The following is a 25977-nucleotide window of genomic DNA, read 5'->3' as shown; positions in this document are numbered from 1 at the left end:
GAGTGGCTTCACAGTTGTCATTCGGTCCACTATTCGAGTATATCGTCCGTGAACGTTCACGAATATCCGGTTTATATCCGGAGACGTACGACGAGGGTCGCTCGAACGGTTCGTCCGGGGAGAGATGTCGACGACCGAGACGAACGGGCGGCGGCGGAGTGGGGGCCGACCGCCGTCCCGGTCACTCCTCCGCGTCGAACCGCGCGCGGACGCTCTCGGCGTGCCCCTCCAAGCCCTCCGCCGTCGCGAGCGTCGTCACCGTCTCCGAGAGGTCCGCGAGCGCCGCCTCGTCGAGTCGCTGGACCGTCGCGGAGCGCAGGAACGTCTCCGTCGAGAGGCCGCCGAACGACCTCGCGCCGCCGTTCGTCGGCAGGACGTGGTTCGGCCCGGAGGCGTAGTCGCCCGCCGCCACCGGCGTGTACGGACCGAGGAAGACGCTGCCCGCGTTCGTCACCCGGTCGAGCAACGCCTCGTCGTCGGCCGCCTGAATCGAGAGGTGTTCGGCGGCGTACTCCTCGGCGAACAGCACAGCCTCGGGCATCGAGCGCGCGACGAGCACGCCCGACGCGTCGTTCGCGAGCGCCGCGGCGACGGTGTCGGCGCGTTCGCGCTCGGGGACCTGCCGTTCGAGTTCCGCGACCACGCCGGTAGCCAGGGCCTCGTCGTCCGTGACGACGACGACGCTCGCGTCCGGGTCGTGTTCGGCCTGCGCGGCCACGTCGGCCGCGACGAACGCCGGGTTCGCGGTGTCGTCGGCGAGTACGAGCAGTTCGCTCGGCCCCGCGAGGAAGTCGATCTCGACCGTCCCGCGGACCTCCGCCTTCGCCGCAGTCACCCACTTGTTCCCCGGGCCGACCACCTTCCTGACGGCGCTGACCGTCTCGGTTCCGTACGCGAGCGCGGCGACGGCCTGCGCGCCGCCGACGGCGTACACCGCGTCCGCGCCGGCCTCGTGAATCGCGGCGAGCGTGACGGGGTTCATCTCGTCGGCGGGCGGCGTGGCGACCGCCACGTGTTCGACGCCCGCGACCACCGCGGGGACGACGCCCATGATTGCCGAGGAGGGGTACGCGGCCGTGCCGCCGGGGACGTAGACGCCCACCCGGTCGACGGGACGGAATCGCCGGCCGAGCGTCCGACCCGCCGAGAACTCGCGGCTCCAGTCGTCGGGAAGTTGCGCCTCGTGGAACTCCCGGACGTTCTCGACGGCGGTCCGTATCGCCGCGAGCGCGTCGTCGTCGACGCGGTCGGCGGCGCGTTCCGCCTCGTCGGTCACGTCGAGGTTGCCCACGTCGACGCCGTCGAACTCGCGGGAGAACTCCCGGAGCGCGGCGTCGCCCTCCTCGCGGACTCGCTCCGTGACGTCGCGCACGTCCGAGCGGACGGCGTCCACGCCCGCGTCGCGCTCGAAGAACGCCCGACGCTCGTCGGGCGAGAGGTCCGCGACGGCGCGGACGTCGATGTCGATGTCCATGTCCGCCCTCCGGCCGGGAATCGAAAAGACGTTCCGATACCCCTCACCCGTGAGCGGACGGCGCACCCCCCGAGCGCCGGCCGCACGGTGGGTGAGGGAGGGAGAGGAGCCGACTCGCGCGAATCGACCGGGAACCGCGCCGCGGTGGGAGCGTTTTTTCTCGGGTCGCGCCTATCGACTGACATGATCGATTCGCGCCCGACGGTCGCCGTCCTCGGCGGCGCCGTCGCGGGTCTCGCGGCCGCCGAGCACCTCCGGCGGTTCGGCGAGGTCACGCTGTTCGAGCGGCAGTCGTACGCCGAGAAGCGGGTGAACTGCGGAGAAGCCGTCAACGACGCCGGCCTCGTCCCGCTGGCGGAGACACCCGATAACGGCTTCCTGAACCGCGTGGAGGGATTCGACCTCGAGCTCCACCCCTCGACCGAGCGCGACCCGGGCGCCGCGCCGGTCGTTACCCCCCGGCTGGGGGTCGAACGCGGGTACATCACCGACAGAAACGTCGTCGAACGCCACCGGGCAGAGCGCCTCCGCGACCGGGGCGTCGACGTCCGCGAGGGGACCAACGTCTCGCCCGGCGACTACCCGGACGTCGCCGACGCGTACGACTACGTCGTCGACGCGACCGGCCAGCCGGCGCTGTCGCTGAAGGCGCGCGGCGAGACCGACCGCTACACGGGCGACATGGTCGCGCTCAACGCCGACGTCGCGGGCGACTTCTCGAACCACCGCCGCGTCCCGCGCATCGTCTTCGAGAAGTACGTCGGCTACGGCTGGGTGTTCCCCAAGTCCGACGACCGCGCGAACGTCGGCGTCGGCTGGGCGGGCGAGGAGCGCCCGGACGACTACCGCGCCGCGCTCCACGGGTTCTGCGACCGGGCCGGCGTCCCGCGCCCCGCCGACGGGACCGTGAACGTCTACACCATCCCGCGCGGTCCGTCGCTCGCCCCGGCGCTGGCGCACCCCGACCCGACCGTCTTCCTCGTCGGCGACACCGCCGGCATCGCCAACCGCTACCAGGGGGAGGGCATCTGTCAGGCCATCCGCTCGTCGCGGCTGCTCGCCGAGTGTCTCGCCGACGGTCGGGGGAGCGAGTACCCCGACAGGCTGTACGACCTGATGCGCGACGAGTACCGACTCGCGACGCTGCTGCGCGGCGTCTGGGAGGAGACGCGCGACCCGACCTTGCTCGCCGCGGTGGCGGACGCGGTCGACGACCTGACCGTCGACGACGTGACACGCCGTCCACGCCGCGTGTACGCTCGCCTCGCCGCCCGTCCCCGCTGCTCTCGCGGCTGGCGCGCGTTCCCGGCCTCCGGCGGCGGTTCCGCGACCGGTGGGAGTACGACGGGGTGACCCACTGATGGGGCGGCGCGACCGGTCGAACGACGCGGCCGAGGTGTCCCCCGGTGGAGCGGCGGACGCGAACGCGCGCGTCGACCCCCGCGAGCGGTACGACGACCTGTCGGTGACGCGGAGCGAGACGGAACTCCCGTCCGACGAACTCCGACGGCTCGCGGCCGAGAACGAGGCGGTCCGCGTGGGCTGGGTCGCCGTCGGCGTCGTCCGCGACCCCGACGGCAGAGTACTCCTCGTGGACATCGATGGGTACGACGGCTGGGTCGCCCCCGGCGGGGCGGCGGAGCGGGGGGAACCGCTCGCCGACGCGATGGTGCGTGAGGTGCGCGAGGAGACCGGCGTGACCGTCGACCCGACGCGTCCGTACGCCGTCCGGGAACGGGTCTTCGCGGCCGCCGACGGGAGCGTCGACCCGGTTGGGTTCACCGTCGTCTTCTTCGGCGGGCGGGCGGGCGACCCGGCGACGGGCGAGCCGTCGCGGCTGGGCGAACCCGGCGAGGTCGTCCGCGCCGTCGAGTGGTTCGAGTCGCTCCCGGAGGCGGTGTACGACCGCGAACGCGTCGAGCGGGTGCTCGACCGTCACCGCGCGTGAGGCCGGCGACTACGCCCCCGTCTCGCGGTCCATCGGTGCCTCCTCGCTCTCCTCGCACGCCTCGCTGACGTCCCGCCAGTAGAACCGCGGGCCGAGCGCCGCGTACCCGAGCGCGAGGAACAGCAGCGCGAACGCGAACACGCGTCCGGCCTCGCCCGGGAGGAGGACGGCGAGCGCCTGTACCGCGCCCATCACGAGCGCGTCCTGCGCGTGGAGGTCGGGGTACCGGATGGGGGTCACCATCAGCACCGCGAGCACCCCCGTCAGCGCGACGAGGACGGCGGGCGTGGCGAACCCGGCGAGCGTGCTCGCGGCGACGACGGTCGCCGCGAGCGTGGTCTGGACGCCGTGAGTCGTCTTCGCGCCCTCGTCGGTGACGTTGTACACCCCGAGGCGGACGACGCCCATCGCGACGAACAGCGCGGGGACGACGACGGCGAGGGAGAACAGGACCGGCGCGGCCGACCGGGTCCACGCGTCGGTCGCGACGACGGTCACGAGGAGCGCGGGCGCGACGCCGAAGGAGGCCACGTCGGCGAGCGAGTCGAGGTGCGGCCCGACGGCCGTCCCGCCGTACCTGCGCGCGAGCACGCCGTCGAGTCCGTCCGCGATGGCCGCCAGCAGGACGAGGCGCGCCGCGAGACCGGCGTCGAACGTCGCGGCCGCGGCTGCGCCGAACCCGAGCGCGGCGTTCCCCACCGTGACGGCGTCGGCGACGCCGAGACGGCTGAGAAAGCGCGGCCGGTTCGACATACCCCCATGGTCGGCGACCCCGGGCTTACGTCTTTACATCCATCACTCCCTCCGCGTTCGACGGCCGAACCACGCCGCCTAAACCCCGCGCCACCGAACGGAGGGTATGGACAGACGCGGGTTCCTCGCGGCGCTCGGGACCGCCGCCAGCCTCTCGCTCGCGGGGTGTGGGGGCGCGACCGGACGCGACGACTACGACGTGGGGATGACCGCCAGCGCGTTCCGCCCGTACGACCTCACCGTCGACGCCGGCGAGGAGGTGGTCTGGAAGAACACGTCCACGCGCGCACACTCGGTGACGGCGTACGCCGACGGCCTCCCCGAGGGCGCCGCGTACTTCGCCACCGGGGGGTACGAGTCGGAGGCGGCCGCCCGAGAGGCGTGGGACGGGCGGAACGGCGCCATCACCAGCGGCGAGTACTTCCGGCACACGTTCGAGGTGCCCGGCACCTACGCGTACTTCTGCATCCCGCACGAGCGCGGCGGGATGACCGGCAGCGTGACGGTCGAGGAGTAGCCCACCGCGGCCACACCCCACTCGACCCGTCGTCGAACGGGACCGGACGGAGCGTCGGCTCGCGACGACCCCGACCCGAAAAGTGAACGCGCGAACTACCGCACCCGACGCGCCGGCCGCGCCGGCAGGTCGCCCGACTACTCCTCGTCGTCGTCCTCGACGGCCACGTCCTCCTCGTCGACGTCGACGGCCGCCTCCTCCTCGGCGGCGACCTCCTCGGGACGCGCCTCGAGCGTGAGTTTCTGGACCTCGACGCGGCGCAGCGGGTACACCTTCTTCGCCTCGCCGTAGATGGCCGACGAGAGCCGACCCTGCACGACCGAGTCGACGAGTTGCTCGAACGTCCGCTCGCTCGCGGCCTCCTCGACGAGGTCGATCATGATCTGGCGGATGGCGTGCTCCTGCGAGCGGTCCGCCTTCTTCGTCGTGAACGCGACGGGCTGGACGCGCGCGCGGTAGTCGTCGGTCGTCCGCACGGTGATCGCGAGGTCGACCTTCGAGGCGCCGCGGCGCACCAGCGAGCGCAGGTAGTCGCGCGTGAGTTCGTGCTTGATGAACTCCGTGTACGCCGTGTCGGAGCCCACGTCGGTGATCTTGAACTCGAGTTTGGTGTTGTTCTGTCCCTGGTCGTCGGTCAACTCACCGAGCGTCGTCTCGATGGTGCGGCCGACGACCTGGTCCGGTTCCTCCGCGAGGGTCTCGCCGAGTTCGGCCCGGTCGAACTGCTCGGGCGCGAGCACGGTGTACCACCGCTTGTTCTGTCGCTGTCGTGAAACTGAACGTTCGCTCATGTGTCTGTGTTGGTCTCTGTGTCGTCCGTCGTATCGTTCGTCCGTTCGTCTCCGTCCGTCGCGTCCGTCCCCGCCGTCCCGTCGGCGGCGTCACCCGCCGCGTCCGACCCGTCGCCTCGCGCGTCCGCGACGACCGCCGTCGCCACCGCGAGGTTCACCAGGTAGTCGTCCGCGGAGGACTGCAGCCCGCCGGTCCGGTCCCGCTCGATGTGCGTGCGGACGGTCGACCCGTCCGCCTCGGTGCGTATCTGCGGGGTGTTGTCCGGTCGGAGCGCGGCCGCGACCGTCGCGGCCGTCGCCGGGTCCGCGTGGCGCGTCTCGAACAGCGCCGTCCGCACCCGTTCGCTGCTCACAGCGCCTCCCGGAACGCCCCGACGAACCCCTGCACGTCGTCGACGAACCGCGCTTCACCTCGACGGGCGTCGCCGGTCGCGCGCCCGTCGGTGGCCTCGGCGGCCGCCGCGAGTGCCGCGCGCGCGTCGGCGTCGTCGGCGCCGGCCGCGGCGGCCGCGCCCGTCGCCTCCCCGTCCACGCTGTCGGCGTCCGCCGGGACGCGAGCCACGACGAGCGCGAGTGGTTCGGGCGCGTGGAAGTCCCGAACCAGCCGCGCGGCCGTCGGGAGCGCCGGCACCGTCGCCGGCACCGCGTCGACCCGGACGACGAACGCGCCGTCGTAGCGGGCCGTCGTCGGGTCGTCGAGGAAGCCGTGGGCCGCCCGCGCGTGCGAGCGCCAGCAGTCGAGTGCGTCCTCGCGCGCCGCACCGTCGTCGAGACACAGCGACACGCCGAGTCCCGGCCGTTCGCGCGCCACGGCGTCGAGCACGTCCGCGTACCCGCCCACGGTGGCGAACGGGCCGGTCGGCGTCGCGTACGGGCGCAGCGCTCGCTCGACGGCCGCGACCGCGCGTTCGGGCGCGCCGGCCGTGGCGTCGAGTGCGACGACCGATGCGAGGTCGCGCGCGGCCGCCTCGTCCGAGTCGGCCGGGTAGTCGAGGTCCGCGAGCAGCGCGCGTGTGGCCTCCGCATCGCCGGAGAACGGCGCGTGAAACAGCGTCGAGTAGGCGAGTCCGTCGGCCGGGTCCGTCGGCGCGAGCGCGACGCCCGGCCGGCACTCGACGCTCCCGCGCCGCTCGGCGGTCTCCAGCAGCGACCCCGAGCCGTCCGCGCCGGGGACCGCCCCCGACGCGACGACGCCGGCGAGACCGACGAGCGGGTCGGGGTCGCCGCCAAGTGCGTCGACGGCGGCGGCCGCGACGGCCGAGACCGGGACGGTCCCGCCCGGAATCGAGGCCGCGCCGGGAGCGGTCCACCCCAGCGCGAGCGCCGCGCCGTCGCCCGCCGGGGGCGAATCGGCGTCCGTCGTCCGGACGTGGAACGGGACCCCCTGCTCGCGGAGACACCGGGCCAGCAGCCCGGCGGCCGCGAGCGCGTCGCCCGTCGGGCGCGCGCAGAGCCGAGCGAACTCGGCCCCGCGCAGCGCCGCGGCTACCTCCTCCGCGAGGTCGGTCGGGTCGGTGCGTCGTGCGGTCGACATCGGTTGGTCGGGTCGTGTGTGTCCGGTACGGTCGGCTGACTGACGGGGGCGACTGTCGGCTTACTCCTCGTCGAGGACGTCCTTCGCGACGTCGTAGCTGTACGTGAACTCCTCGTCGAGCGCGCCGCCGCGGTGGTAGTTCACCAACCGGCGGATCTTCGACTCCGTGTTCTGGAGCGCACGCTTGTTCTGTGCGTCCTGCGGGTTCGCGTCCATGTGCTCGCGGAGGCGGACCGCGCGCGCGAAGAGGTTCCGGAGGTCCTCGGGGAAGTCCGACGCAGCGTCGTTCTCCTCGAGGATCTCGGTGACTTTCTTGCCGGTCGCGAGTTTCACGTCGGGGACGGGCGTGCCCTTCACGCCCTCGTCGCGGAGCTTCAGGCCGATCTGGCTGGGGTCGTTCCCCTGCTCTGCGAGTTCGACGACGCGTTCCTCGACGTCCTCGGCGTCGACGTCGCTCCACTCGGGGGGGTCGTCTGCCACCGGGTGGTCCGAACCGGACGAACCGCGGCGGCGGGTGTGCATTCGTGCCATCGTTCTGGTTGGAACGTGGGCCGCAGAAGCGAGCCGCCGCCGACCCGACACCGCACGGGCGCCTCCGGCGCCGCGCGGCTGGTCGACGGGGGCACCTCCGCAATCTCGAGAGCCCCGCGCGAGCGGGACGGGTCAGATTTGCGGCCGTGCTGTTCCCACCGGAGCGTGGTGGCGACGCACGGTAAACCGTTTCGGGTTCGAGTCGTCGGGCGCTCGATTCGGAACCGTCCGTGTGTCGGTGTCTCGCGGCGTTGGACGAGTCGAAGGGCTTATTTACCGAACCGCGGTACGTGAGGGTGCAGCGCGGGCTCGTAGATCAGTGGTAGATCACTCCCTTGGCATGGGAGAGGCCCCGGGTTCAAATCCCGGCGAGTCCATCACCCTTCCTCCGCCGTATCCAGGGTTCACGACGACAGGCGCGTACACTGTCTCGGACCGACTCGTGTTCTCCGGGTAATGACCCCTCTCTCGGCTCCGAAGTTCAGTACCGATTTTCCGACGCGATTGCCGAGGGGGCATCGATCGCAGTGGTCCAGTCAAGGGCCGAGACGTGTGTTACTACGAACTTACTATTCGAACACCAATTAAAGACCCGACAGTATCAGCGCCAAGTAGCGCGGCGCTAGCCTCGTACATCGGTGAAACAGCGAATCGTACCATGCCCGTCACGTTCACCGAGGGAGACTACCGTACAGTCGTGGGCCTGCGTGACCAGTTCGATGCGAACGGTGACGAGGAGGAGGCACAGTTCTGTAGGAAGATTCTCGAATGACTCGAGCGGAACTAACGAAGGGAGGGGGCGGTCGACGGCCGTCCTCGGACGAGTTGCCGTCCCTCCTCGGCTGATATTCAACGGCGCAGATAGACTAAGATAGGATAGAATCGAATCGGAACGCTGTCGAGCGGTGGGTAAACACCCTACCTGAGGGACGGAGGGGCGCTACTTGTGGCCGCGACTGGCTTCGTGATACGACCAGACGGTGTCCATCGCTTCCACGAACGCGTCGAGATCGATGGACGTCGTCTTCCAGTCGCGGTCGTGCGCACGTCGGTACCGCTGGTCGCGTTCACGGTCGATCCGACGCTCGATGCCCGCCTCGTGGATCTTCTCGGCGAACAGCGGGCGAAACTCCGCGTCGTTCCGTGCGCGGACGACGTCCGACGGCGTGACGGCGCCCTCCTCGAGGGCGCGGACGACCACGCCGTTCGCGAAGTCGCCCTCGGCGAGTTCACGCTCCCACGTCGTCAGCCAGTTACCGATTCGTCCCAGCGGCTCGACCAACTCGATTGCCTCCCTGAGCGCCGGTTCGTCGTCCGGGTCGAACCCGGGCGAACAGAGCACGTCCACGGTCGCGAGCGCGTCCATGCACATCGTCGACGACTGGGCGAGGAGACACTCCTCGTAGTCGGCCGACCCGGGGTTGTCCGCGACGGTCACGGAGTGACGCTGTGCGTCGGCAGTGGTCGCGAGCGCGTCCCGGAGCGGTGCCAGATAGTCCTCGAAGTTCGGCGCGTCGGCGAGTCGGTCGACGAGCGTCTCCCACGCCGAGGCGGCGAGCCGGACCCCCGGCTCGTCCGCGGGGCTGCCGGCTTCGGGCGGCCCGTCGAGCGGAACCCGCGCGGCCGCTTCGAACGCGGTGTAGTCGGAGCGACGGTCGGAGAGGTCGTTCAGCGCCGTGACGTACACGCTGACGAGGAGCCGCCCCTCGTGAGCCAGATTCTGATACCTGGGCGGGACGCAGTCGAGTCGGAACTCCGGGAGGACTGCGTCGAGCCACCCCCACATGTAGCGGTCGCGACAGCCGAACGCCGACTCGTACTGGTCGACGAGTCGTTCGACTGACGACGGTAGCTGCCTGCTTCGTAGGTCGTCGGGCGTCGGTGCCGTCGTCCCCCCGCGACGGTGTGATGACATCCTGGCCGCGAGTTCGTTTTACCACGTATAACGTAACTGGCAGGTATGCGAGATATGATAATCGAGAATCGACGACTTCGAGAGCGGTCGAGCGCGTCCAGTCGGGGGTCCCCCTCCGTCGTTTACGGAATCAAGAGAGACGGGAGTGGGAAGGGACGGCGAATCATCCGGCTTCCCGTTCGCTATCCTTCGAGTTGTAGGTGTTGTCCACCCCGCGTGGACCCCGAGAGCGTCCGGGGGGCGTGGAATCGCGTCAGGTCACCCGCCGACCTTGCTCGACGAGGGTGGAGAGCGTGTGAGGCGTGTCTCCCGATAGACCCCCCTCGGCCATCCGAGCAGGGGTGCTGGCCGCAGAGGGTGAGGAGGACTCGAGAGGTGCGAGGGTGAAACGCCCGTCGGACCCGTCCTCTCGACTTCACGTCCCGTCTCCGGCACCGAATCCCGCTGGCGGCCGCCGATGCCCCGACGCCTGCTCGAACCCGTACCCCAACTCGAACAGGCGCGGTTCGGCGAACTCGCGCCCCAGCAGTTCGACGCCGACCGGGAGGCCGTCGTCGGTGAAGCCGGCGGGGAGGACGACCGCGGGTAGTCCCGTGTGCGCGGCCAGTTCGCAGTTCATCTCCGCGAACGGCTGGTGGTCGGGAATCTCGACCGGCGGAACCCTCGACGGGGGGTACAGCAGGGCGTCGAGACGCTCGTCGGCCATCCGTGCCAGAACACCGTCTTTCAGCCGCTCGCGGCGACGGAGCCGTCGGAGGTAGGCGGCGTTCTCGTCCAGTGACGCCGCGTCGACGTCGAGGATGTCGCTCTCGTCGAACCGCGCCGCGACCGACGGCTCGATGTCGCCAGTCTCGTACACGGCCGCCAGCGAGTCGTGCGGCGCCGCGTCGCCGAGTTCCGCGAGGTACCGGTCGAAGTCGCGGGCGAACTCGTACTCGAGGACGCGCGCGCTCTCGAGTCGACCCACGTCGACGACGTCGACGGGGTCGACGACCGTCGCGCCCGACGCCTCCATCTCCCCGATGGCGTCCTCGACGACGCTCGTCACCGCCGCGGCGTCGGCCGCCGAGCCGCTGTCCTCGTCGTGCAGGCCGAAGAACTGCCGGGCGACGCCGATGCGCGCCCCGTCGAGTCCGTCGGCGTCGAGGTGCGAGGCGTATCCGCCGTCGGGCACCCGGTCGACCCCCCTCGCCGTGACGGGGTCCGCGGGGTCGTAGCCGACCATGGCGTCGAGCGTCCGGGCGGCGTCGGCGACCGTCCGGGTGATGGGTCCCGCGGTGTCTTGCGTCTCGCTCAGCGGGACGATTCCCGTCCGGCTGACCAGCCCACGCGTCGGGCGGACGCCGACGAGGTTGTTGAACGCGGGCGGCGACCGGACCGAGGAACAGGTGTCCGACCCCGTCCCGACCGTCGCCAGGTTCGCGGCGACGGCCGCGGCCGTCCCGCCGCTCGACCCCGAAGGTCGCCTGTCGAGGTCGTACGCGTTCCGCGCCGCGCCGCCGAGGGAACTGACCGTGTCGACGCCGAACGACAGTTCCTGCAGGTTCGCCTTCCCGAGGACGACGGCGCCGGCCTCGCGGAGTCGCTCGACGACGAACGCGTCGCGCGGCGGCCGCGACTCGGCGAGGGCAACCGACCCGGCGGTGGTCGGCATGTCGTGGGTGTCGTGGTTGTCCTTGAGGAGCGTCGGAATCCCGTGGAGCGGTCCGACGAGGCCGTCGTCGTCGTCGAACCGCTCGTCGAGCCGACGGGCGCGTTCGCGGGCGCCGTCGTTCAGGGTCAGAATCGCGTTCAACTCGTCGTCGTACGCGTCGACGCGCGCCAGGTAGCGGTCGACGAGCGCTTCGGCGGTGACGCGTCCGTCCTCCATGGCGGCGTGGACGTCGGCGACGGTCGTCTCGACGGGGTCGAACGAGTTCGGGGTCGGTGTGGGCATCGTGCGGGTTACTCGCACAGAACAGTTCCGGACCGGCGAGGTGAATGTATCGTTCGCGGAAACGGAGCGGTCCAGTCCGGCGACGGAGACGCCCCCGGGAACGGTCGACGGTCGAGTGAAAGGATGGGCGCGCGGTCGATCGTCCGAGGCGGTTCGGGGTGTCGTCACCGGCGCCCGACGAGGATGCCGAGCAGGAAGCCGATGCCGACCGCGAGGGCGAGCCGCTTCGTATCCGTAAACCGGACGAACCGCGTCTCGTCCTCGGTGATTTCGAGCACCCCGACCGGTCGGGTGAACACGCCACCGCCGCCGCCGGCGCCCTCGCCGCCGTCCTCGTCCGTCTCGGCGCTGCTGCCGAACCCGCCGCCGAACCCGTACACGGCCCGGGCGACGGGGACGACGGTCTTGCCCTCGGCGACTATCGGGTCGCCGTACACGGTCTCGACGGTGGCGCTGTCGCGCAGTCCCCGGACGGCAGTCTCGACGAACCCGGCGTACCCGTCGTCGCGCTCGTCAGTCTGTCTGTCGATTGATTCGGTTGCCATGAGTCGCTCTCCGCGAGGGGCGGCGTCGGTGGTCCGGACCGGCCGAACTGGGGAACCCAGCGGACCCCCCGTCACCGCCCTGCTCACCGGGAGATACGGCTCCGGTCGGCTTAACCTCGCGCTCGGGGTCGTCCGTGGAGCGTCACTTCCCGCACGATGCCGCCGACGCCGGCGTGCTCTCGGCGGGAGCGACTTCGACGTGTTCCCACTGGGCCGGGCGAGCGCCGATTCGAATCCGCCCTCAGAACTCGTCGACGACGGGAATGCCGACGGTTTCGAACTCGGTCATGGCGTCGAGTTTCTCCGGCACCCGGTCGAGCGACACCGTCTCCGAGACCACCGCCATCGGGTCGAGCTTCCCGTGCGCTATCATCCGGAATATCTCGTCGTAACGAGGGCGGGGCATCCCGATGGTGCCGACGAACTCCAGTTCCTTGGCGACGATCTGGTCCGTCGGGAGCGACACCTCCCCGCCGTCCTCGCGCGAGGTGAGCCCTATCTGGAGGTGCTGGCCGAGTTTCCGGAGGCTGTCGACCGAGTTCCGGCAGGTCTCGGTGATACCGAGTGCGTCCACCGAGACGTCCGCGCCGCCGTCCGTTACCGCCCGTACCTCTCCGGGTACGTCGTCGACGGTTTCGGCGTTGACGGTCTCGACGGCGCCGAGGTCGGTCGCGACGTCCAGTTTCTCGTCGAAGAGGTCGACGGCGACGACGTTCGCTCCCAGCGCGTCGGCGATGTGGACCGCCGACAGCCCGATGCCGCCGCAGCCGTGGACCGCGACCCAGTCGCCGGCGGTCACGTCGGCCCGGTGAACCAGCCCGTGGAACGAGGTCATGAACCGACAGCCGAGGCCGGCCATCTCGACCGGCGAGACGTCCTCCGGGAGGGGGACGACGTTGAAGTCGGCCCAGGGGACGTGGAACCGCTCGGCGAACGCCCCCCGCGACTCGGGCGCGAGACCGAGCGGGATGCGGTTGTCGCAGATGTTGGCGTGGCCGTTCCGACACGACGGACAGGTCCCGTCGCCGAGGTTGAACGGGACGGTGACGCGGTCGCCCTCCCGGACGTGTTCCACCTCGTCGCCGACGGCGACGACGACGCCGGCGGGTTCGTGCCCGAAGACGTGCCCCTCGGTGAACCCCCGCGACTCCCAGAGCGGGTCGCCCTGCCAGGCGTGCCAGTCGCTCCGACAGACGCCGCACGCCTCCGTCTCGACCACCACCCCCGTCGGGTCGGGCTCCGGTTCCGCTACCTCTCTCAACTCCAGCGGCTCCCCGTGTCCGGTGAACACTGCTGCGCGCATCGTACCGTGCCAGTCGGTGTCGTGCATCATAATTGTAGAGGGACGCTGCCGTTGTCGATTCAGGTAGAGTCATGTACCCGGTCCCGGAGGGTCCGCGTAGGAATGGCCGAGGACGGAGTCTCCGCCGAGTCGTACACACTGCTCGCACTCGCCAGCGTCGGGTACTTCCTGTACACGTTCTCGTGGTTCTCGCTCGCCGCGTACCTCGTGCCCGTCATCGAGGACCTGGGGCTGTCGGGCACCGAGGCGGGCGTCGTCACGGGTGCCGTCCAGCTCAGCTACATCCCGCTCGCGCTCCTGTCGGGGCTGGCTATCGACCGACTCGGCTCGCGGACCTCCCTCGGGGCGGGGCTGTTCGTCATCGGGGTCGCGCACGCCCTCCGCGGCTCCGCGACTGGCTTCGTGACCGTCGTGGCCCCGACGCTCCTCCTCGGCGTCGGCGGGACGGCCGTCACGTTCGGGCTGCCGAAACTCGTCTCGGAACTGTTCCCCGCCGACCGGGCCGGGACGATGTCGTCGGTGTACATCGTCGGGGCGACGCTGGGGAGCGCGACGGTGTTCGCCGTCGCACGCCCGGTCGTCGACCCGCTGGTGACCGGGTGGCGGCAGTTCTTCGTCTACACCGGGGCGCTCGTCGCCGGGTTCGCCGTGACATGGCTCGTCGCCTCGTGGCTGCTGTGGGACCGCGCCGAGCAGTTCTCGGCGGGCGACGACGACCGGACCTTCTCGCTCGCGTCGATGGGGGGCGACCTCCGGCGCGTCCTCACCCACTCCGGCCTGTTGCTCCTCGTCGTCGTCGGGACGATGCGGCTGTTCATCAGCCACGGCCTGTCCAACTGGCTCCCGACCATCCTTGAAGCGCGCGGGGTGGCGCCGGCGCTGGCGGGGGCGCTGACGAGTTCGTTCGTGCTCGTTCGGGTCCTCGGAATCGTCGCGATTCCCGCTCTCTCGGACCGGTTCTCCACGCGACGTCTCCCCATCATCGCGTGCGGGGTGGCCGGGACCGTCGGGATGGTCGGCCTGCTCGTGGGGGGTGGGGTCTGGACGCTCTCGGCGTCACTCGTGCTCGTGGGCGTGTTCGTCATCGGCGGCCTGGCACCGCTCGTCCGCGCCATCCCCATCGAGATGGAGGGTATCGGTCCCGGCCTCACCGCCGTGGCGACCGGGCTGATATTCACCGTGGGCGAGGTGGGTGGGTTCCTCGGGCCGTTCTCCGTCGGGGTCGTCTACGACTACACCGGGGGGTTCGAGCCGGCGCTCGGGCTGCTGGCGGCGGCGAGTCTGGTGACGGCGCTCGTCGGGTACTACATGGACGAACCGGCCCAGGCCGGGCGGGGGGAGCCGTCCGGTGGGGTCGACGAGGCGGGCGAAGCGAGCGGTGAGTGACCGCGTCGAGCGTCAGCAGTCCAGTCGGCCGAAGTCGGACGCCTCGGCCTGTTCTCCGAACCGGACGGTTCCCTCCCGTCGGTCGTACTCGACCACGCCGCTCCGAGAAGTGCGACTCGCGGCGGTCCGCCGCAGGTGGTTTCGTTCCTCGGTCGTCACCTCCTCCGAGCCGTCGGTCTCCCGTGTCACCACCTGCCCGGTCAGCGTCTGTATCGCGACCGCCTCCCCGGGCCGGTACATGATACTACAGCGCGTATCGACGGCGCGGGCTGGAGGGAAGTCGCGGGATGGCGTCGACAGAGAGCGACGCGACTCCGTCCCGTGCCCCCTCGTGTCGGAGGCGTCGGGGGAGTGACCCGGCCGAGACCGGTCGCCGAGGGTCGCTCGGCGCACTCCGATTCGACGGAGAGTGCCGCGTCGATGCGGGACCGGGGCCACCCACGCTAAGCGGTCTCTCCGTCGACGGTGGTTTCGGTCCGCCAGAGGTCGACGAGCCGCTGGAGTTCCTCGAGGCTCACGGTCTCGCCACCGGTGTTCGGGACCGCCGCGCCGGTCCGCCACCAGTCGATGGCGGTCTGGAGTTCCTGGAGGCTGACGGTCGTGTCGTCCCCGTCACCGTAACTCGCTACCGCCTCCGCGACGGACGTGGTCTCGTCGGCGGTGTCCTGAACGGTAACGGTCACGGTGTCGGTGTCGGTGGCTCCCTCGGCGTCCGTGACCGTCACCTCGAACGTGAGCGTCGCGTCGGTGTCGACGTCCGGCGCGGTGAACGACGGTTGTGCGTCGTCCTGCGCGCTGAGCTGGACGGCCGGTCCCGCCGTCTGCACCCACGAGTAGCCGAGTTGGTCGCCGTCGGGGTCGGTCGACTCCGAGGCATCGAGGGGGACCGTCGACCCCTCGTCGACCGTCAGGTTCGACCCGGCGTCGGCGGTCGGTGCGCGGTTCGCGTCGGGTTCCATCACCGTCAGCCGGTCCCACGACACGGAGAACGTGTCGTCAGCGCCGTTGGCCGTGCTGATGAGACCCACCGCGAGTCCCCGGGTGTCGTTGGCGTACCAGCTGTCTGGCATCGTGAACGTCTGGTCGAGGTACGTTCGGTCGCCGTCGTCGACGGCGTAGCTCGCGACGACGGTGTCGTTCGACGGGTAGACGTCGAGGTAGAGCTCGATGGTCTGACCGCTCCCGAACACCGCGCTCTCGGAGCGCACGTGGTCGCCGGTTGCCGTCCCGTCGACCTCCTTCAGGAACTGGACGCCGCCGGTCGGAGCGCCGTCGGCGTCCTGTGCGCCGGCGACCAGTTTGATGTAGTTGTCCTGGTCGCCGAGCCCGATGTACATCCCGGCGGACTGGTAAGTCTCGGGCGTCGTGTCGTCGGAGAACGGCGACTCGACCGTCGAGTGGACGGTAAACGGTGCGTCGCCGGTCGCGTTCACGCCGTACTGGAAGGCGTACGCCTGCGTGTTCGTGCTCTGGTAGGCGTCGCCGAACGGCACCCCGTCCACCGACAGCCGCTGGGTCGCACCCCCGGCGCGAACCTTCGACTCGTCGTACAACTCCGCGTAGTCGGTCCCGTTGGTCATCAGACCGGTGAAACCGAGACCGAACAGCGACCGGGGATGCTGGCCGGCCACGAACTGCCGGTCGGTCGGGAGGTCGGTGTCGAGACCGTTCTGTGGGTCGAGCGCGAACGGGTCGGTGGCGTCGGGGAGTCCGTCGTCGTCGTCGTCCGAGTCGAGCGAGTCGGGAGTGTAGTCCCCGTCCCAGTCGGCGGGCTGGGAGGCCTGCGAACAGGGATTGGTCCCGACGGCGTTCTCGTCGGCGTTGGTGTATCCGTCGTCGTCGTCGTCACCGTCGGGGTCGTAGGTCGGCGACCCGGTCTCGTCGGCTGTACACACGCTCCCGGAACTCTCCCCGTAGTCGGTCGGTTCGAACACGGTAATCTCGTTGCTACCGTACGTCGCCGCCCAGACGGTGCCGGGGAACGCGTTGTCGTCGCCCTGCGCGTGAACGTCGAGCGGGTTGCTCCCGATGTTCTCGAAGACGGGGCCAGAGGAGGTGGCCTCCGTCCCCTCCGCGTTCAGTTCGACGCGCTCAACGTCGCCGGTGTTCCACATGGCCAACAGCAGGTCGCCCTGCATCGCGCCGTCGAAGTTCGACGCCGAGTAGACGTCCATCCCCTGCGGCGTCGGTCCGTACGTCACGAGCGCGGCGCTCTCGGTCGAAGCGTTCGTGGGCGAGACGTAGTCGCAGTTCACCGGGTCGTGGAGGGGCGCTTCGACCGCGGCAGCGAACTCGCTCGTCTCGTTCCCCCGCGTGGGGTTCGGGTGACCGCCGTAGTAGTCCTCGCCGTCGACGCGGTAGACGCCGGGCGGGGAGAACTCGTCCTGCTCGTTCTGCTCGTTCGTACACTCGCCCTGGGGCCCCTCGCCGGCGACGACACCTCCCCAGCCGGGGTTGGCACCGTTGTCGGTCGCGTACAACCGTCCGTCGTCGCTGAGCGCGATGTCGTACGGGTTCCGGTAGCCCGGGGAGTACACGTCGACCGGGCTGTCGGTCGTCCACATCGCCATGTTCTCGCCGTCCTGTCCGCCGAAGGGCGTCTCCGTGTCGTTCAGCGTCGGCAGGTCGTACAGGTACGTCGCGTCCGTGTTGGCGGCGTCCTTCTCGGGCATCGCGTTTATCGCGTCGAGGTCGACCGAGAGGATGGCCGCCGAGAGCGCGTACTCCGGCGTCAGCGCGAAGTTGTCCGAGGGAGCGCCCTTGTTCGTGTGCCCGCCCTGAGCGACGTAGAGGGTGTTGCTCCGCGCGTCGTACTGGATGCCGTTGGTGGCGTGATTCTCCTCGGACCGCGGGAGACCGCGCACGAGCATGTCGTGGTCCCAGCCGGGGTCCGTCCACGTGAGCCGCGAGATGACCCCGGAGTTGGTGTCGAGCCCCCTGTCCGTGTGACTGCCGCCGGCGCCGACTCGGATGTCGCTGGAAGTGACGTAGACGACCGGCGTCGACGCGTTACCCTCCACTGTGAGGCCAGTCACCTGTCGTCTGTTCACCTCCGGGTTGTACGACCCGTCGTCGTCGTGGTTCGGAATGTTCTTCACGGCCTCGATGACTTCGGTGTCGGTCACGTCGTAGTCGCTCGAACCGTTCCGGGTGATTTCGAACGCCTTGATCACTCCGTTCCGCTGTGCGACGTACAACCGGCCGTCGGGACCGAAATCGAGCGACGTCGGGTTCCCGAGCGCAACGTCGAGGCCGCTGACGTCGAAGCCGACCGGCACGTCGCTGGTACCCTCACCCGTGAGGTCGACGGTCAGCGGACTGGTGGTGTTCGGCGCGTCGTGTGCTACTTCGAGCCGTGCGGCTTTCGGTTTCGCGTCCATCGGCGCGAACGCGACGTCGACGTCGACCGACTCGCCCGGCGCGAGCGTGGTGTTCCCGGCGTAGTCGGTGGAGAACTCGCTCTTGTCGGCGCCCGTGACGGCGACGTCCGTGACGGTGATGGTCTCGTCGCCCGCACCGCCGGCGTTCGTGACCGTGACCGACTCCGTCCGGCTCTCGCCCGTGACGACCGTTCCGAAGTCGACGGCGCTCTGTGCGCCGAGTTCGCCGCCGTCGGGGGTCGACTTCACGATCTCGATGGCGTTCACCTGCGGGTTCTCCGTCACGTGCGCGAAGTCGACGTCGATCGTCCCGTCGCTGGTGACGGTGAACGCCTTCGTGCCGGCGGTCTGGTCGCCGTACTGTTCGATGACGTCGAAGTCCTCGGCGGTCCGGTCCTCGACGCTCACGTCGAATACCCGGTCGCCCACCTCACTGGTGCCCGAGAATCCGTCGTAGAAGTAGAGTCGGACCGTCACCTCCTGGCCCGCCGGGACGGGGAACTCGTACTGCATCTCCCCCCCACTGGACGGGTCGTACCGTTCGTCGGTCCAGATACCGGCCGGTGTGGTCTCCGGGACCGACTCGTCGATCAGCGTCGGCGCCGGGCTGGAAGCGACCTGACTGTTTCCCGCGACCAAGTACTCCGAGTCGTTCTCCCAGTTCGGACCGTCGCTGACGGACACGCTCCCGCCGGCGTTCGCCCGGTACAGCACGTCGCTGTCTGCCGGCTCTGCGCTCGCCACGCCGACACCCGACAGCGCACCGACGCCCACTGCGGACGTCACCAGTAGTGCCGCGAACGCGACCGCCAGGGAGCGAGTCACGTGTTTCGAACTGTCCATCCCGTCTCCGTTCGCTTCGGTGTCTGTGTTCCGAATCTCATGGTCGTTCGAACGCCGACAACCGTCCCCCCGACCTGTACGGTAGGCGGGGTGGGGCTCGTCACGGCCGGAAAACCAGTACCGGTGGGGTGACGGCACTCCGGCCCGAACCGCAACGGCTGGCGGGGGTAACTGATAGTCCAGACGACACGATTTTGTTATGACCCGCGTGACGGACGTCTGACCGACCGAGAGGGCCGTCCGAGACGAATCTGGTTGGGCGAGAAGGCGCTAGTCGGGTCCTACGTCCCCTCGGCCGACGAACGGAGGGAGGGGAGTCGGGTCAGTGACCGTCGGGGTTCCCGCCATCCCTCAGGGACGGGTCGTCTACCGGGCCGGGAGCGCCCCGAGGTGGGTCGACACTGGCGGCTACTCCGCGATGCCGTACACGTCGCCGGTCCAGTCGCGCGCTGGCGTGTCGTAGACCGGTTGGTCGCGGTCGAGCGAGTCGAGGCGCTCGCGGTCCGCCTCGTCGAGGTCCCAGTCGAACAGGTCGACGTTCTCCGCGATGTGGTCGGCCGACGACGACTTCGGGATGACGACCACGTCCTGCTCGACGGCCCACCGGAGCACGACCTGTGCGGGCGTCTTGTCGTACTCCTCGGCGAGTTCGGTCACGGTGTCGTCGCCCAGTATCTCCGTGCGGGCGAGGGGTGCGGCCGCCTCGACGACCACGTCCGACTCGCGGCAGTAGTCGACGAGGTCCGGCCGCTGGAACCACGGGTGGAACTCGATCTGGTTGACCGCGATGGGGACGTCCGAGACGTGGAGCGCGTTGCTGAGTTGGTAGGCGCTGAAGTTCGAGACGCCGACGTTGCGCACCAGCCCCTCCTCGTGCAGCGTCGCCATCGCGTCGAGCGTCTCGCGCAGCGAGACGGCCGGGTTCGGCCAGTGAATCAGGTAGAGGTCGAGGTAGTCGGTACCCAGTTTCTCCAGCGACGCCTCACACGACTCGACGACCGAGTCGTAGTTGAGGTTCGACGGGAGCACCTTCGAGGTGAGAAACAGGTCCTCGCGGTCGTAGTCGGTCAACACCTCGCCGATGTCGGCCTCGTTCCGGTAGCCCTCCGCGGTGTCGACGTGCGTGTACGACCCGTCGAGCGCGGCCCGGACGGAACTCTCGACACCCTCTCCGTCGAGGTCCCAGGTCCCTGCGCCCACTATCGGCATCTCGTCGCCGCTCGGCAGCGTCACGGACGGAACAGACATGCGGTCGACGGATTCGGCCAACGGGCGTTAATCGTTGTCGGCCGCGGCAGACGCGCGGTCCGCGAGGAGTGCCGGGGCGTCACCCGACCCAGACGCGGCCGAACGAGTCGAAGAAGTCCGCGCCGGTGTCGACGAGCGTGTGTGCCGCCCGGAGGCGACGACAGCGCTCCTCGACGGCCGAGACGTGCGCGTCGAGGCGCTCGCGGTACGAGGCGCTCCGCGCCCCGCCGAAGTACGTTCGGAGCGTCTCGGTCGTCTCCGGGTCGCGAAACAGCGTGTCCCCGCTCGGCTCCGGACGGAGTTCCCGCGGGGTGAGCACGGTCCCGACCACGACCCCGCTGCGGCTCACGCCCGCCAGTCCGGCCTCGACGGCGTCCGGGTCGGCGAGGCAGTCGCTCAACACGACCACGAGCGAGCGGCTCCGGATGGTGGCGCCGTAGCCGTCGAGCGCGCCCGCGAAGTCGCCCTCGCCGCTCGGGTCCACCTCGTTCACCCGGTCGACCAGCCGGAGCAGTTCGCCCCGGTTCGACCGCCCGGTGTCGAGGCGTTCGACCCGGTCGCCGAACAGCGAGAACTGGAAGTCGTTGTTCTCCTCGACCGTGAGGTACGCGAACCCCAGCCCGAGTCTGGCGGCGTACTCGAACTTGTTCTGGTCACCCTCCCCGTACGCCATCGATCCGCTGGCGTCGACGAGGACGTGGACGGTGAGGCTCCGCTCGGCCTCGAACTGCTTGATGAAGTACTCGCCCGTCCGGGCGTACAGCTTCCAGTCGACGAGCCGCGTGTCGTCGCCGCGGACGTACCGGCGGTAGTCGCTGAACGTCAGCCCCTCGCCGACGCTCTTCGAGCGCTGTTCGCCCTGCCGGACCGACGAACTCTGGCGTTTCAGCGCCGAGCGGAACCGGTCGAGTTCGTCGAGGAACGCGGGGTCGATCATCCGTCGGCGAGCAGCGACGCGACTGCGTCGTCCGGGGTGGTCCCCTCGCGTTCGGCGCGGAAGTCGACGAGGATGCGGTGGCGCAGGACGGGCGGCGCCATCGCCTCGACGTCCTCCCAGCTCACGTGCGTGCGGCCGCGGAGGAACGCCCGCGCCTTCCCCGCGAGCACGAGCGCCATGCTCGCGCGGGGGCTGGCGCCGTACTCGATATCGGGCGAGTCGCGCGTCGCCCGGACCAGCGTGATGGCCCGGTCGCGGATGTCGCTCGCGATGGGCACCTCCCGCACGAGCGACTGTATCGTCAGCAACTGCTCACGGGAGACGACCCGCTCGACCGGCGGCGCCGCCGTCCCCTCCGTGTAGAGGTCGACGATGTGGCGCTCCTCCTCGTACGTGGGGTAGTCGAGCAGGATCTTCAGCAGGAAGCGGTCGGTCTGCGCCTCGGGGAGCGGGTAGGTTCCCTCCTGGTCGATGGGGTTCTGCGTCGCCAGCACGAAGAACGGGTCGGGCAGCGCGTGCGTCTCGCCGGCGGCCGTCACCTGCTTCTCCTGCATCGCCTCCAGCAGCGCGGCCTGCGTCTTCGGCGTCGCGCGGTTGATCTCGTCCGCGAGGACGACGTTCGCGAACACGGGGCCCTCCTCGAAGACGAACTCCCGGCTGCCCGCAGTCTCGCGGATGATTTCGGTGCCGGTGATGTCCGAGGGCATCAGGTCCGGCGTGTTCTGAATGCGCGAGAAGTCGAGGTCGATGGCCTCCGAGAGCGCCCGAATCATCGACGTCTTCCCGAGACCGGGGTTGCTCTCCAGGAGCGCGTTGCCGTCACACAGCAGGCTGACGAGCAGTTGTTCCAGCACGTCGTGCTGGCCGACGATTCGCTTGCCGACCTCCTCGCGCACGCGCCCGAGGCTGTCCTGGAGGCTGTCGATATCGTCGGTCGCGGCCATCTCGCCGCCGTCGGTCTGGCTGTCGTCAGTCATCTGTCTGGTTGCGGAGTTCGAGGTTGTAGTCGCGGATGAGCTCCGAGTCCTCGACGCGCTCGGAGTCGCTGAAGCCGGCCTGCTGTCCCTCCACGTCGCCCGTCGGCAACCCGCTCGACTCGTACGAGCCGGGGACGCCGCCGGACGGTCCGTCCCCCTCGCCGGAGCCGGGGAGTTCGGCGTCGATGTCGTTGTCGCCCGCCGAGACGTTCTCGGCCTCGCCGAGCACCTCGTCGCCGTCGCGCAGCCCCTCGAAGTCGGGGTCCTCGGCGTCGCCGGGGGTCGTCGGGTCGTCGCCTGCGAGGCTCAGGTCGACGAGGACGACCTGGATGCCGGCGACGCTCACGAGCACGACCACCAGCAGCGTCGCCGACAGCCGGCGGAGGTCGACGAGGCCGAAACTCGACGTCTCGCGGAGGCGGTCGAGTACGTCCGCGTACAGCGCGCGGGCCATCCGCGAGTCCCGGTCGACCTCGACGGCGTCGCGGGCGGTCCGGAGCATCTCCCGGACCGCCGGGTTCGCCGCCTCGAACTGTTCGACGACCGGGCGGCGGAGCCTGAGCGCGACTTCGCCGCAGAGCACGAGCAGGCCGACGACGACCGCGGCGAGTACCGGCACCGGTACGGCGACGGACGCCAGCGCGACCGGACGAGTCGCCCACGCCGGCTCGCCGACCCGGAGCGCGAGGTTCACGAGCAGGACGGCGAGTGCCGCGTCGACGGCGGCGTAGACCAGCGCGACCTTGACCGCCTCGCGCCGTATCTCGCGGAGCGCGTCGGCCACCTCGCGGCCGGGAGCGCTCCGTCGCTCCTCGGGGTCGGACCCCGACCCCGCGTCGGCGTCGGACCCGAACTCGTCGCTCATCCGGGACACTCCTGTGGTCTCTCCCCCTCGATGGCGTTACAGACGCTCCGCAGGTCGGCCTGTAGGTCGTCCACCTGCGACTGGAGCGACTCGACCTGCGACTCCAGTTCGGTCACGCGGGTTTCGAGCCGGTCCAGCTCCGCCCGCTGTTCGGTGACCGTCTCGTTCAGTTCGTCGCGCTCGTCGACGAGGTCATCGCGCTCGTCGCGGAGGTCCTCGACCGTCGTCGTGAGGTTGTCCACCTGGCTCTCCAACGTCTGCACCCGCCTCGTGGCAGTCTGGAGGTTCTGGCGCGCCTCCAGAAGTTCCTCCTGGGTCCGCGACAGTTCCGCCTCGGTCGCGTTGAGCTCCGCCTGCGTCTCGGACAGCTCGTTTATCGTCTGGCTGAGCTGGCGCTCCGTCCGCTCGAGTTCGTCCGAGACCTGCCCCACGTCGCCCTCGGTGTCCTCGAGGGTCGCGTTCGCCTCCCTGAGGCGCGCTCGCGTGTTCGAGAGCGTCTGGCGCGTCGTGGAGAGCTGGTCTTCGAGTTCGGCGTTCCGGTCGCGGAGCCGCTCGTTCTGCCGTTCGAGCTGGTCCGCCGAGTGCTGGTAGAACAGCGACGCTCCGGCCGTTCCCGCGACCGAGAGGACCACGAGGACCACGAGTGCGAGGTTGATGGATCGTCCCAGATAACTCATGTGAGCCCACCACCGTCGGAGGTGCGTCCGGTGTAGACCCGGATTCGACGGGCACCCACTTCAAACAGGTAGACGAGCAGCCCGGCGAGGAGGAACGCCCAGTCCCACGTCCGCTCGACGTCGCGGACCCGCGTCGACTGCTCGCGGGCGAACGCCGCGATGTCGTCCGCCTGTCCCGGGCGGAACTGCGTCCCGTTCGTCGCCTGGACCAGGTCCGCGAGCGCCGGGTCCTGCCCGAACGCGGCGTACTCGGTGCGGTAGTTGACGGCGTACGTCGCCCCGAACAGCGAGTCGTAGCCCGCCTCCGAGGGCGTCACCGTCGCCCGGTACGTGTCGGGGGCGACCTGTCTGAGGGGGACGTCCTCGTCCTCGGTCTCGGGCGCGTCCGCGCCGCGGTAGGTGACGGTCGTCGGCTGGCCGACGCGCGTGTCGGCCGCCTCGGCGACGCCGGTCGCCTTGCGCTCGGGGTCGCCGATGACGTAGTTCGTCGACTTCGTGAGCAGCAGCGAGTCGGGCGGGGTCAACAGCCCGTCGAGCGTCCCCTGGTCGTCGTAGGCGGTGATGGTGGCGACCCGGCCGAGCCCGTAGCGCCAGGAGGCGACCGCCGGGCTGCCGGACCCCGACGCGACGAGGTAGTCCGCGCCGCTCCGCACCGACACGTCGTTCGTCCGCGGCGGGTTCGCGGTCAACTCGACGCCGCTCGTGACGAACGAGTTCCGGTCGACGACGGTCAGCGTCTCCCCCTCGTAGCGCCGGGAGGAGCCGCCGAACAGCAGCCGAAGGCGGTCGGTGTCGGTCGCGCGGAAGTAGCTCCCGCCGGACGCCTCCGCGACCCGCCGGAGCGTCGCCTCGTCCGGGTTGGTCCCCGTTCCGATGGCGATGACGCGGACGCCCTGTTCGCCCAGCCGTTGGGCGGCGGCCGTCGCCGGACCGACCGGGCCGTACCCGTCGCTGACGAGGATGACGGAGCCGCGTCGACCGCCGAGCATCTCCTCCGCCCCGAGGATGCCCGCGGCGAGGTCGGTGCCGCCGCCGCTCTCCAGCCGCCGGATGCGGTCTGTCACCCGCTCGCGGTTCTCCGCGAGCGGCGCGAGGCCGGCGACGGCGTACGCCTCGCGGTTGAATCCGACGACACCCACCTCGTTCTCGTCGCCGAGCTGGTCGAGCGCGTCGAGCGAGACGGCCTTCTGGACCCGCATCCCGGTCTTGGAACTCCGGGAGACGTCGATGGCGAGCACGAGGTTCGTGCTCCCGCCGACGCTCTCGCCCATCGTCACCGGGAGCATCGAGGCGACCGACGACCCTTCGTAGCCGCCGTTCTCGAAGGAGTTGTACCCGCCGACCGCGAGCAGGCCGCCGCCGTCGATGACGAACCGCTGGAGCGCGTCCACGTTCCCCAGGTCGGGCGCGGCGACGTCCTGCACCACCACCGCGTAGTACGGACTCAGGTCGTCGGGCACGGAGTCGGTCCGGTTCACCCGGTAGAGGTCCTCCAGGTAGCGCCCGAACGGGTAGTCCTGCCGGGAGACGTAGAGGATTCGCGGCTTCTCGACGACGCGGACCGTCTTCCGGAACACGTCGTTGTCGTCGAACGCGTCGTCCGCCTCGATTCTCGCCGTGACGCGGTGCGAGCCCGTCTCGTCGAACGCGTGGGAGAACTCGACGCTGCCGCCCGCCTCTGCCAGCGGCCGGTCGACCACCGTCTCGTCGTCGACGGTGACCACGAGACGGGCGTCGCCCGCGAGGTCGACTCCCTGCACCCGGGCGAGGAAGGCGTTCTCCACGCCCGCGCTGGTCTTCGCGGGTCCGGCGACGGTGACGTACCGCTCGGTCCGGCGCGGGTCGAGCGCCACCGACGCCACCGTCGCGTTGAGCGACGCGGCGAGTTCGCCGACCTCCGCGAGGTCCCGCCCCTCCGTGACGCGTCCGTCGCTGACGACGACGACGGTGCCGTTCTCCCGCAGGTTCGCCGCGATGCCGTCGCCGACGGGCGAGCGCGCTCCCTGCGCGATGGTCGACGTCGTCACCGGGACGCCGGCCGCCTCGACGTCCTCGGCGAGTCGCTCGCCCGCGTTCGGCATCACCTGCATGCTGTCGGAGTCGTCGACGAGCAGGGTCACTCGCGGGTCGCCGGTCGTCTCCGTCCGTTCGACGGTGTACGGGCCGGCGGCGGCGACGACGAGACAACAGACGACGAGGACGCGCGCGAGCGTCAGCAGGCGGCGCTCGCGCGCCGTCGCGGTGCCGTCGGCGTTCCGGTAGACGAGCGCCCACACGGCGAGCAGTCCCAGCGGCAGCGCCAGCAACAGCAGGGGCCGTGCGACCCCGACCGTGACGCCGTCGACGACGACCGACCAGCCGTCGGTCCACCCGGTCTGGAACGCCTCGAACGCCTCGAACAGGCCCGACGGGTCGAG

22 protein-coding genes and 1 tRNA gene are annotated in these 25977 nt (G+C 70.4%); 5 read left to right on the top strand and 18 right to left on the bottom strand.

Translation table 11 applies throughout. The features are described from left to right. Window positions 1-181: 181 nt before the first annotated feature. Window positions 182-1468, bottom strand: a complete 1287-nt coding sequence (gene hisD, locus AC6RUA_RS00715) for a histidinol dehydrogenase (RefSeq protein ID WP_499815465.1) — start codon at window positions 1466-1468, stop codon at window positions 182-184. A gap of 189 nt (window positions 1469-1657) precedes the next feature. On the opposite strand from hisD, the gene AC6RUA_RS00710 reads away from it, so the two are divergent. Together AC6RUA_RS00710 and AC6RUA_RS00705 are read left to right on the top strand one after the other, a co-directional pair. After that, entirely contained in the window at window positions 1658-2827 is a 1170-nt protein-coding gene (locus tag AC6RUA_RS00710) for an NAD(P)/FAD-dependent oxidoreductase (protein WP_499814047.1), read from the top strand. Window positions 2828-2834: 7 nt separating this feature from the next. After that, window positions 2835-3422 (top strand): NUDIX hydrolase, encoded by a 588-nt coding sequence (locus tag AC6RUA_RS00705; protein ID WP_499814046.1) that lies wholly within the window; start codon window positions 2835-2837, stop codon window positions 3420-3422. A gap of 9 nt (window positions 3423-3431) precedes the next feature. Here the strand turns inward: AC6RUA_RS00705 and AC6RUA_RS00700 are convergent, their stop codons facing one another. Beyond that, a complete protein-coding gene (locus AC6RUA_RS00700; protein WP_499814045.1) occupies window positions 3432-4175 on the bottom strand; it encodes a protein sorting system archaetidylserine synthase in 744 nt (247 codons plus the stop codon). Between the two features lie 106 nt (window positions 4176-4281). On the opposite strand from AC6RUA_RS00700, the gene AC6RUA_RS00695 reads away from it, so the two are divergent. Further along, the gene (locus AC6RUA_RS00695; RefSeq protein ID WP_499814044.1) at window positions 4282-4692 is read left to right on the top strand and encodes a cupredoxin domain-containing protein; all 411 of its coding nucleotides are present in this window, start codon (window positions 4282-4284) and stop codon (window positions 4690-4692) included. Between the two features lie 137 nt (window positions 4693-4829). Here AC6RUA_RS00695 and AC6RUA_RS00690 read toward each other — a convergent pair whose 3' ends face one another. The 4 genes from AC6RUA_RS00690 to AC6RUA_RS00675 are packed head-to-tail and all read right to left on the bottom strand — an operon-like array spanning window position 4830 to window position 7548. Next, window positions 4830-5483, bottom strand: coding sequence for a 30S ribosomal protein S3ae (locus AC6RUA_RS00690; RefSeq protein WP_499814043.1), 654 nt, complete (start codon window positions 5481-5483; stop codon window positions 4830-4832). Beyond that, on the bottom strand, window positions 5480-5836 hold the full coding sequence (locus AC6RUA_RS00685; RefSeq protein ID WP_499814042.1) for a KEOPS complex subunit Pcc1: 357 nt from the start codon (window positions 5834-5836) through the stop codon (window positions 5480-5482). The genes AC6RUA_RS00690 and AC6RUA_RS00685 overlap by 4 nt, the downstream gene beginning before the upstream one ends. After that, window positions 5833-7017 (bottom strand): exonuclease RecJ, encoded by a 1185-nt coding sequence (locus AC6RUA_RS00680; protein ID WP_499814041.1) that lies wholly within the window; start codon window positions 7015-7017, stop codon window positions 5833-5835. Before AC6RUA_RS00680 ends, AC6RUA_RS00685 begins: the two co-directional genes overlap by 4 nt. Window positions 7018-7077: 60 nt before the next feature. Then, window positions 7078-7548: a 30S ribosomal protein S15 gene (locus tag AC6RUA_RS00675; protein ID WP_499814040.1), complete on the bottom strand. Its 471-nt coding sequence runs from the start codon at window positions 7546-7548 to the stop codon at window positions 7078-7080. Between the two features lie 305 nt (window positions 7549-7853). On the opposite strand from AC6RUA_RS00675, the gene AC6RUA_RS00670 reads away from it, so the two are divergent. Further along, window positions 7854-7925, top strand: a tRNA-Ala gene (locus AC6RUA_RS00670). A 563-nt stretch (window positions 7926-8488) separates the two neighbouring features. On the opposite strand, the gene AC6RUA_RS00665 is transcribed toward AC6RUA_RS00670, so the two are convergent. The 4 genes from AC6RUA_RS00665 to AC6RUA_RS00650 form a co-directional block, all read right to left on the bottom strand. Then, window positions 8489-9463 (bottom strand): hypothetical protein, encoded by a 975-nt coding sequence (locus tag AC6RUA_RS00665; RefSeq protein WP_499814039.1) that lies wholly within the window; start codon window positions 9461-9463, stop codon window positions 8489-8491. Window positions 9464-9878: 415 nt separating this feature from the next. After that, window positions 9879-11399, bottom strand: a complete 1521-nt coding sequence (locus tag AC6RUA_RS00660) for an amidase family protein (protein ID WP_499814038.1) — start codon at window positions 11397-11399, stop codon at window positions 9879-9881. A gap of 164 nt (window positions 11400-11563) precedes the next feature. Continuing rightward, the gene (locus tag AC6RUA_RS00655; RefSeq protein ID WP_499814037.1) at window positions 11564-11944 is read right to left on the bottom strand and encodes a spore germination protein GerW family protein; all 381 of its coding nucleotides are present in this window, start codon (window positions 11942-11944) and stop codon (window positions 11564-11566) included. A gap of 241 nt (window positions 11945-12185) precedes the next feature. After that, window positions 12186-13247 (bottom strand): zinc-dependent alcohol dehydrogenase family protein, encoded by a 1062-nt coding sequence (locus AC6RUA_RS00650; RefSeq protein ID WP_499814036.1) that lies wholly within the window; start codon window positions 13245-13247, stop codon window positions 12186-12188. 102 nt (window positions 13248-13349) lie between these two features. On the opposite strand from AC6RUA_RS00650, the gene AC6RUA_RS00645 reads away from it, so the two are divergent. Further along, window positions 13350-14633, top strand: coding sequence for an MFS transporter (locus AC6RUA_RS00645; protein ID WP_499814035.1), 1284 nt, complete (start codon window positions 13350-13352; stop codon window positions 14631-14633). Window positions 14634-14645: 12 nt separating this feature from the next. On the opposite strand, the gene AC6RUA_RS00640 is transcribed toward AC6RUA_RS00645, so the two are convergent. The 8 genes from AC6RUA_RS00640 to AC6RUA_RS00605 form a co-directional block, all read right to left on the bottom strand. Further along, complete coding sequence (locus tag AC6RUA_RS00640) at window positions 14646-14873, bottom strand: hypothetical protein (protein WP_499814034.1); 228 nt, start codon at window positions 14871-14873, stop codon at window positions 14646-14648. Window positions 14874-15076: 203 nt separating this feature from the next. Then, window positions 15077-18838: a PKD domain-containing protein gene (locus AC6RUA_RS00635; RefSeq protein ID WP_499814033.1), complete on the bottom strand. Its 3762-nt coding sequence runs from the start codon at window positions 18836-18838 to the stop codon at window positions 15077-15079. 426 nt (window positions 18839-19264) lie between these two features. Next, window positions 19265-20104: an aldo/keto reductase gene (locus AC6RUA_RS00630; protein ID WP_499814032.1), complete on the bottom strand. Its 840-nt coding sequence runs from the start codon at window positions 20102-20104 to the stop codon at window positions 19265-19267. A gap of 79 nt (window positions 20105-20183) precedes the next feature. Beyond that, window positions 20184-21041 carry a DUF58 domain-containing protein gene (locus tag AC6RUA_RS00625; protein ID WP_499814031.1) on the bottom strand — a complete coding sequence of 286 codons (858 nt, stop codon included), beginning with the start codon at window positions 21039-21041 and terminating at the stop codon, window positions 20184-20186. Beyond that, entirely contained in the window at window positions 21038-22018 is a 981-nt protein-coding gene (locus AC6RUA_RS00620) for an AAA family ATPase (protein WP_499814030.1), read from the bottom strand. Before AC6RUA_RS00620 ends, AC6RUA_RS00625 begins: the two co-directional genes overlap by 4 nt. After that, window positions 22011-22883 carry a DUF7502 family protein gene (locus AC6RUA_RS00615; RefSeq protein WP_499814029.1) on the bottom strand — a complete coding sequence of 291 codons (873 nt, stop codon included), beginning with the start codon at window positions 22881-22883 and terminating at the stop codon, window positions 22011-22013. Before AC6RUA_RS00615 ends, AC6RUA_RS00620 begins: the two co-directional genes overlap by 8 nt. Continuing rightward, the gene (locus tag AC6RUA_RS00610) at window positions 22880-23560 is read right to left on the bottom strand and encodes a chromosome partitioning protein (protein WP_499814028.1); all 681 of its coding nucleotides are present in this window, start codon (window positions 23558-23560) and stop codon (window positions 22880-22882) included. The genes AC6RUA_RS00615 and AC6RUA_RS00610 overlap by 4 nt, the downstream gene beginning before the upstream one ends. Continuing rightward, on the bottom strand, window positions 23557-25962 hold the full coding sequence (locus AC6RUA_RS00605) for a VWA domain-containing protein (protein ID WP_499815464.1): 2406 nt from the start codon (window positions 25960-25962) through the stop codon (window positions 23557-23559). The genes AC6RUA_RS00610 and AC6RUA_RS00605 overlap by 4 nt, the downstream gene beginning before the upstream one ends. Window positions 25963-25977 lie beyond the last annotated feature (15 nt).

The organism is Halorarum sp. SLYT50, assembly GCF_059821265.1.
This window is presented reverse-complemented; position numbering and strand designations above follow the sequence as displayed.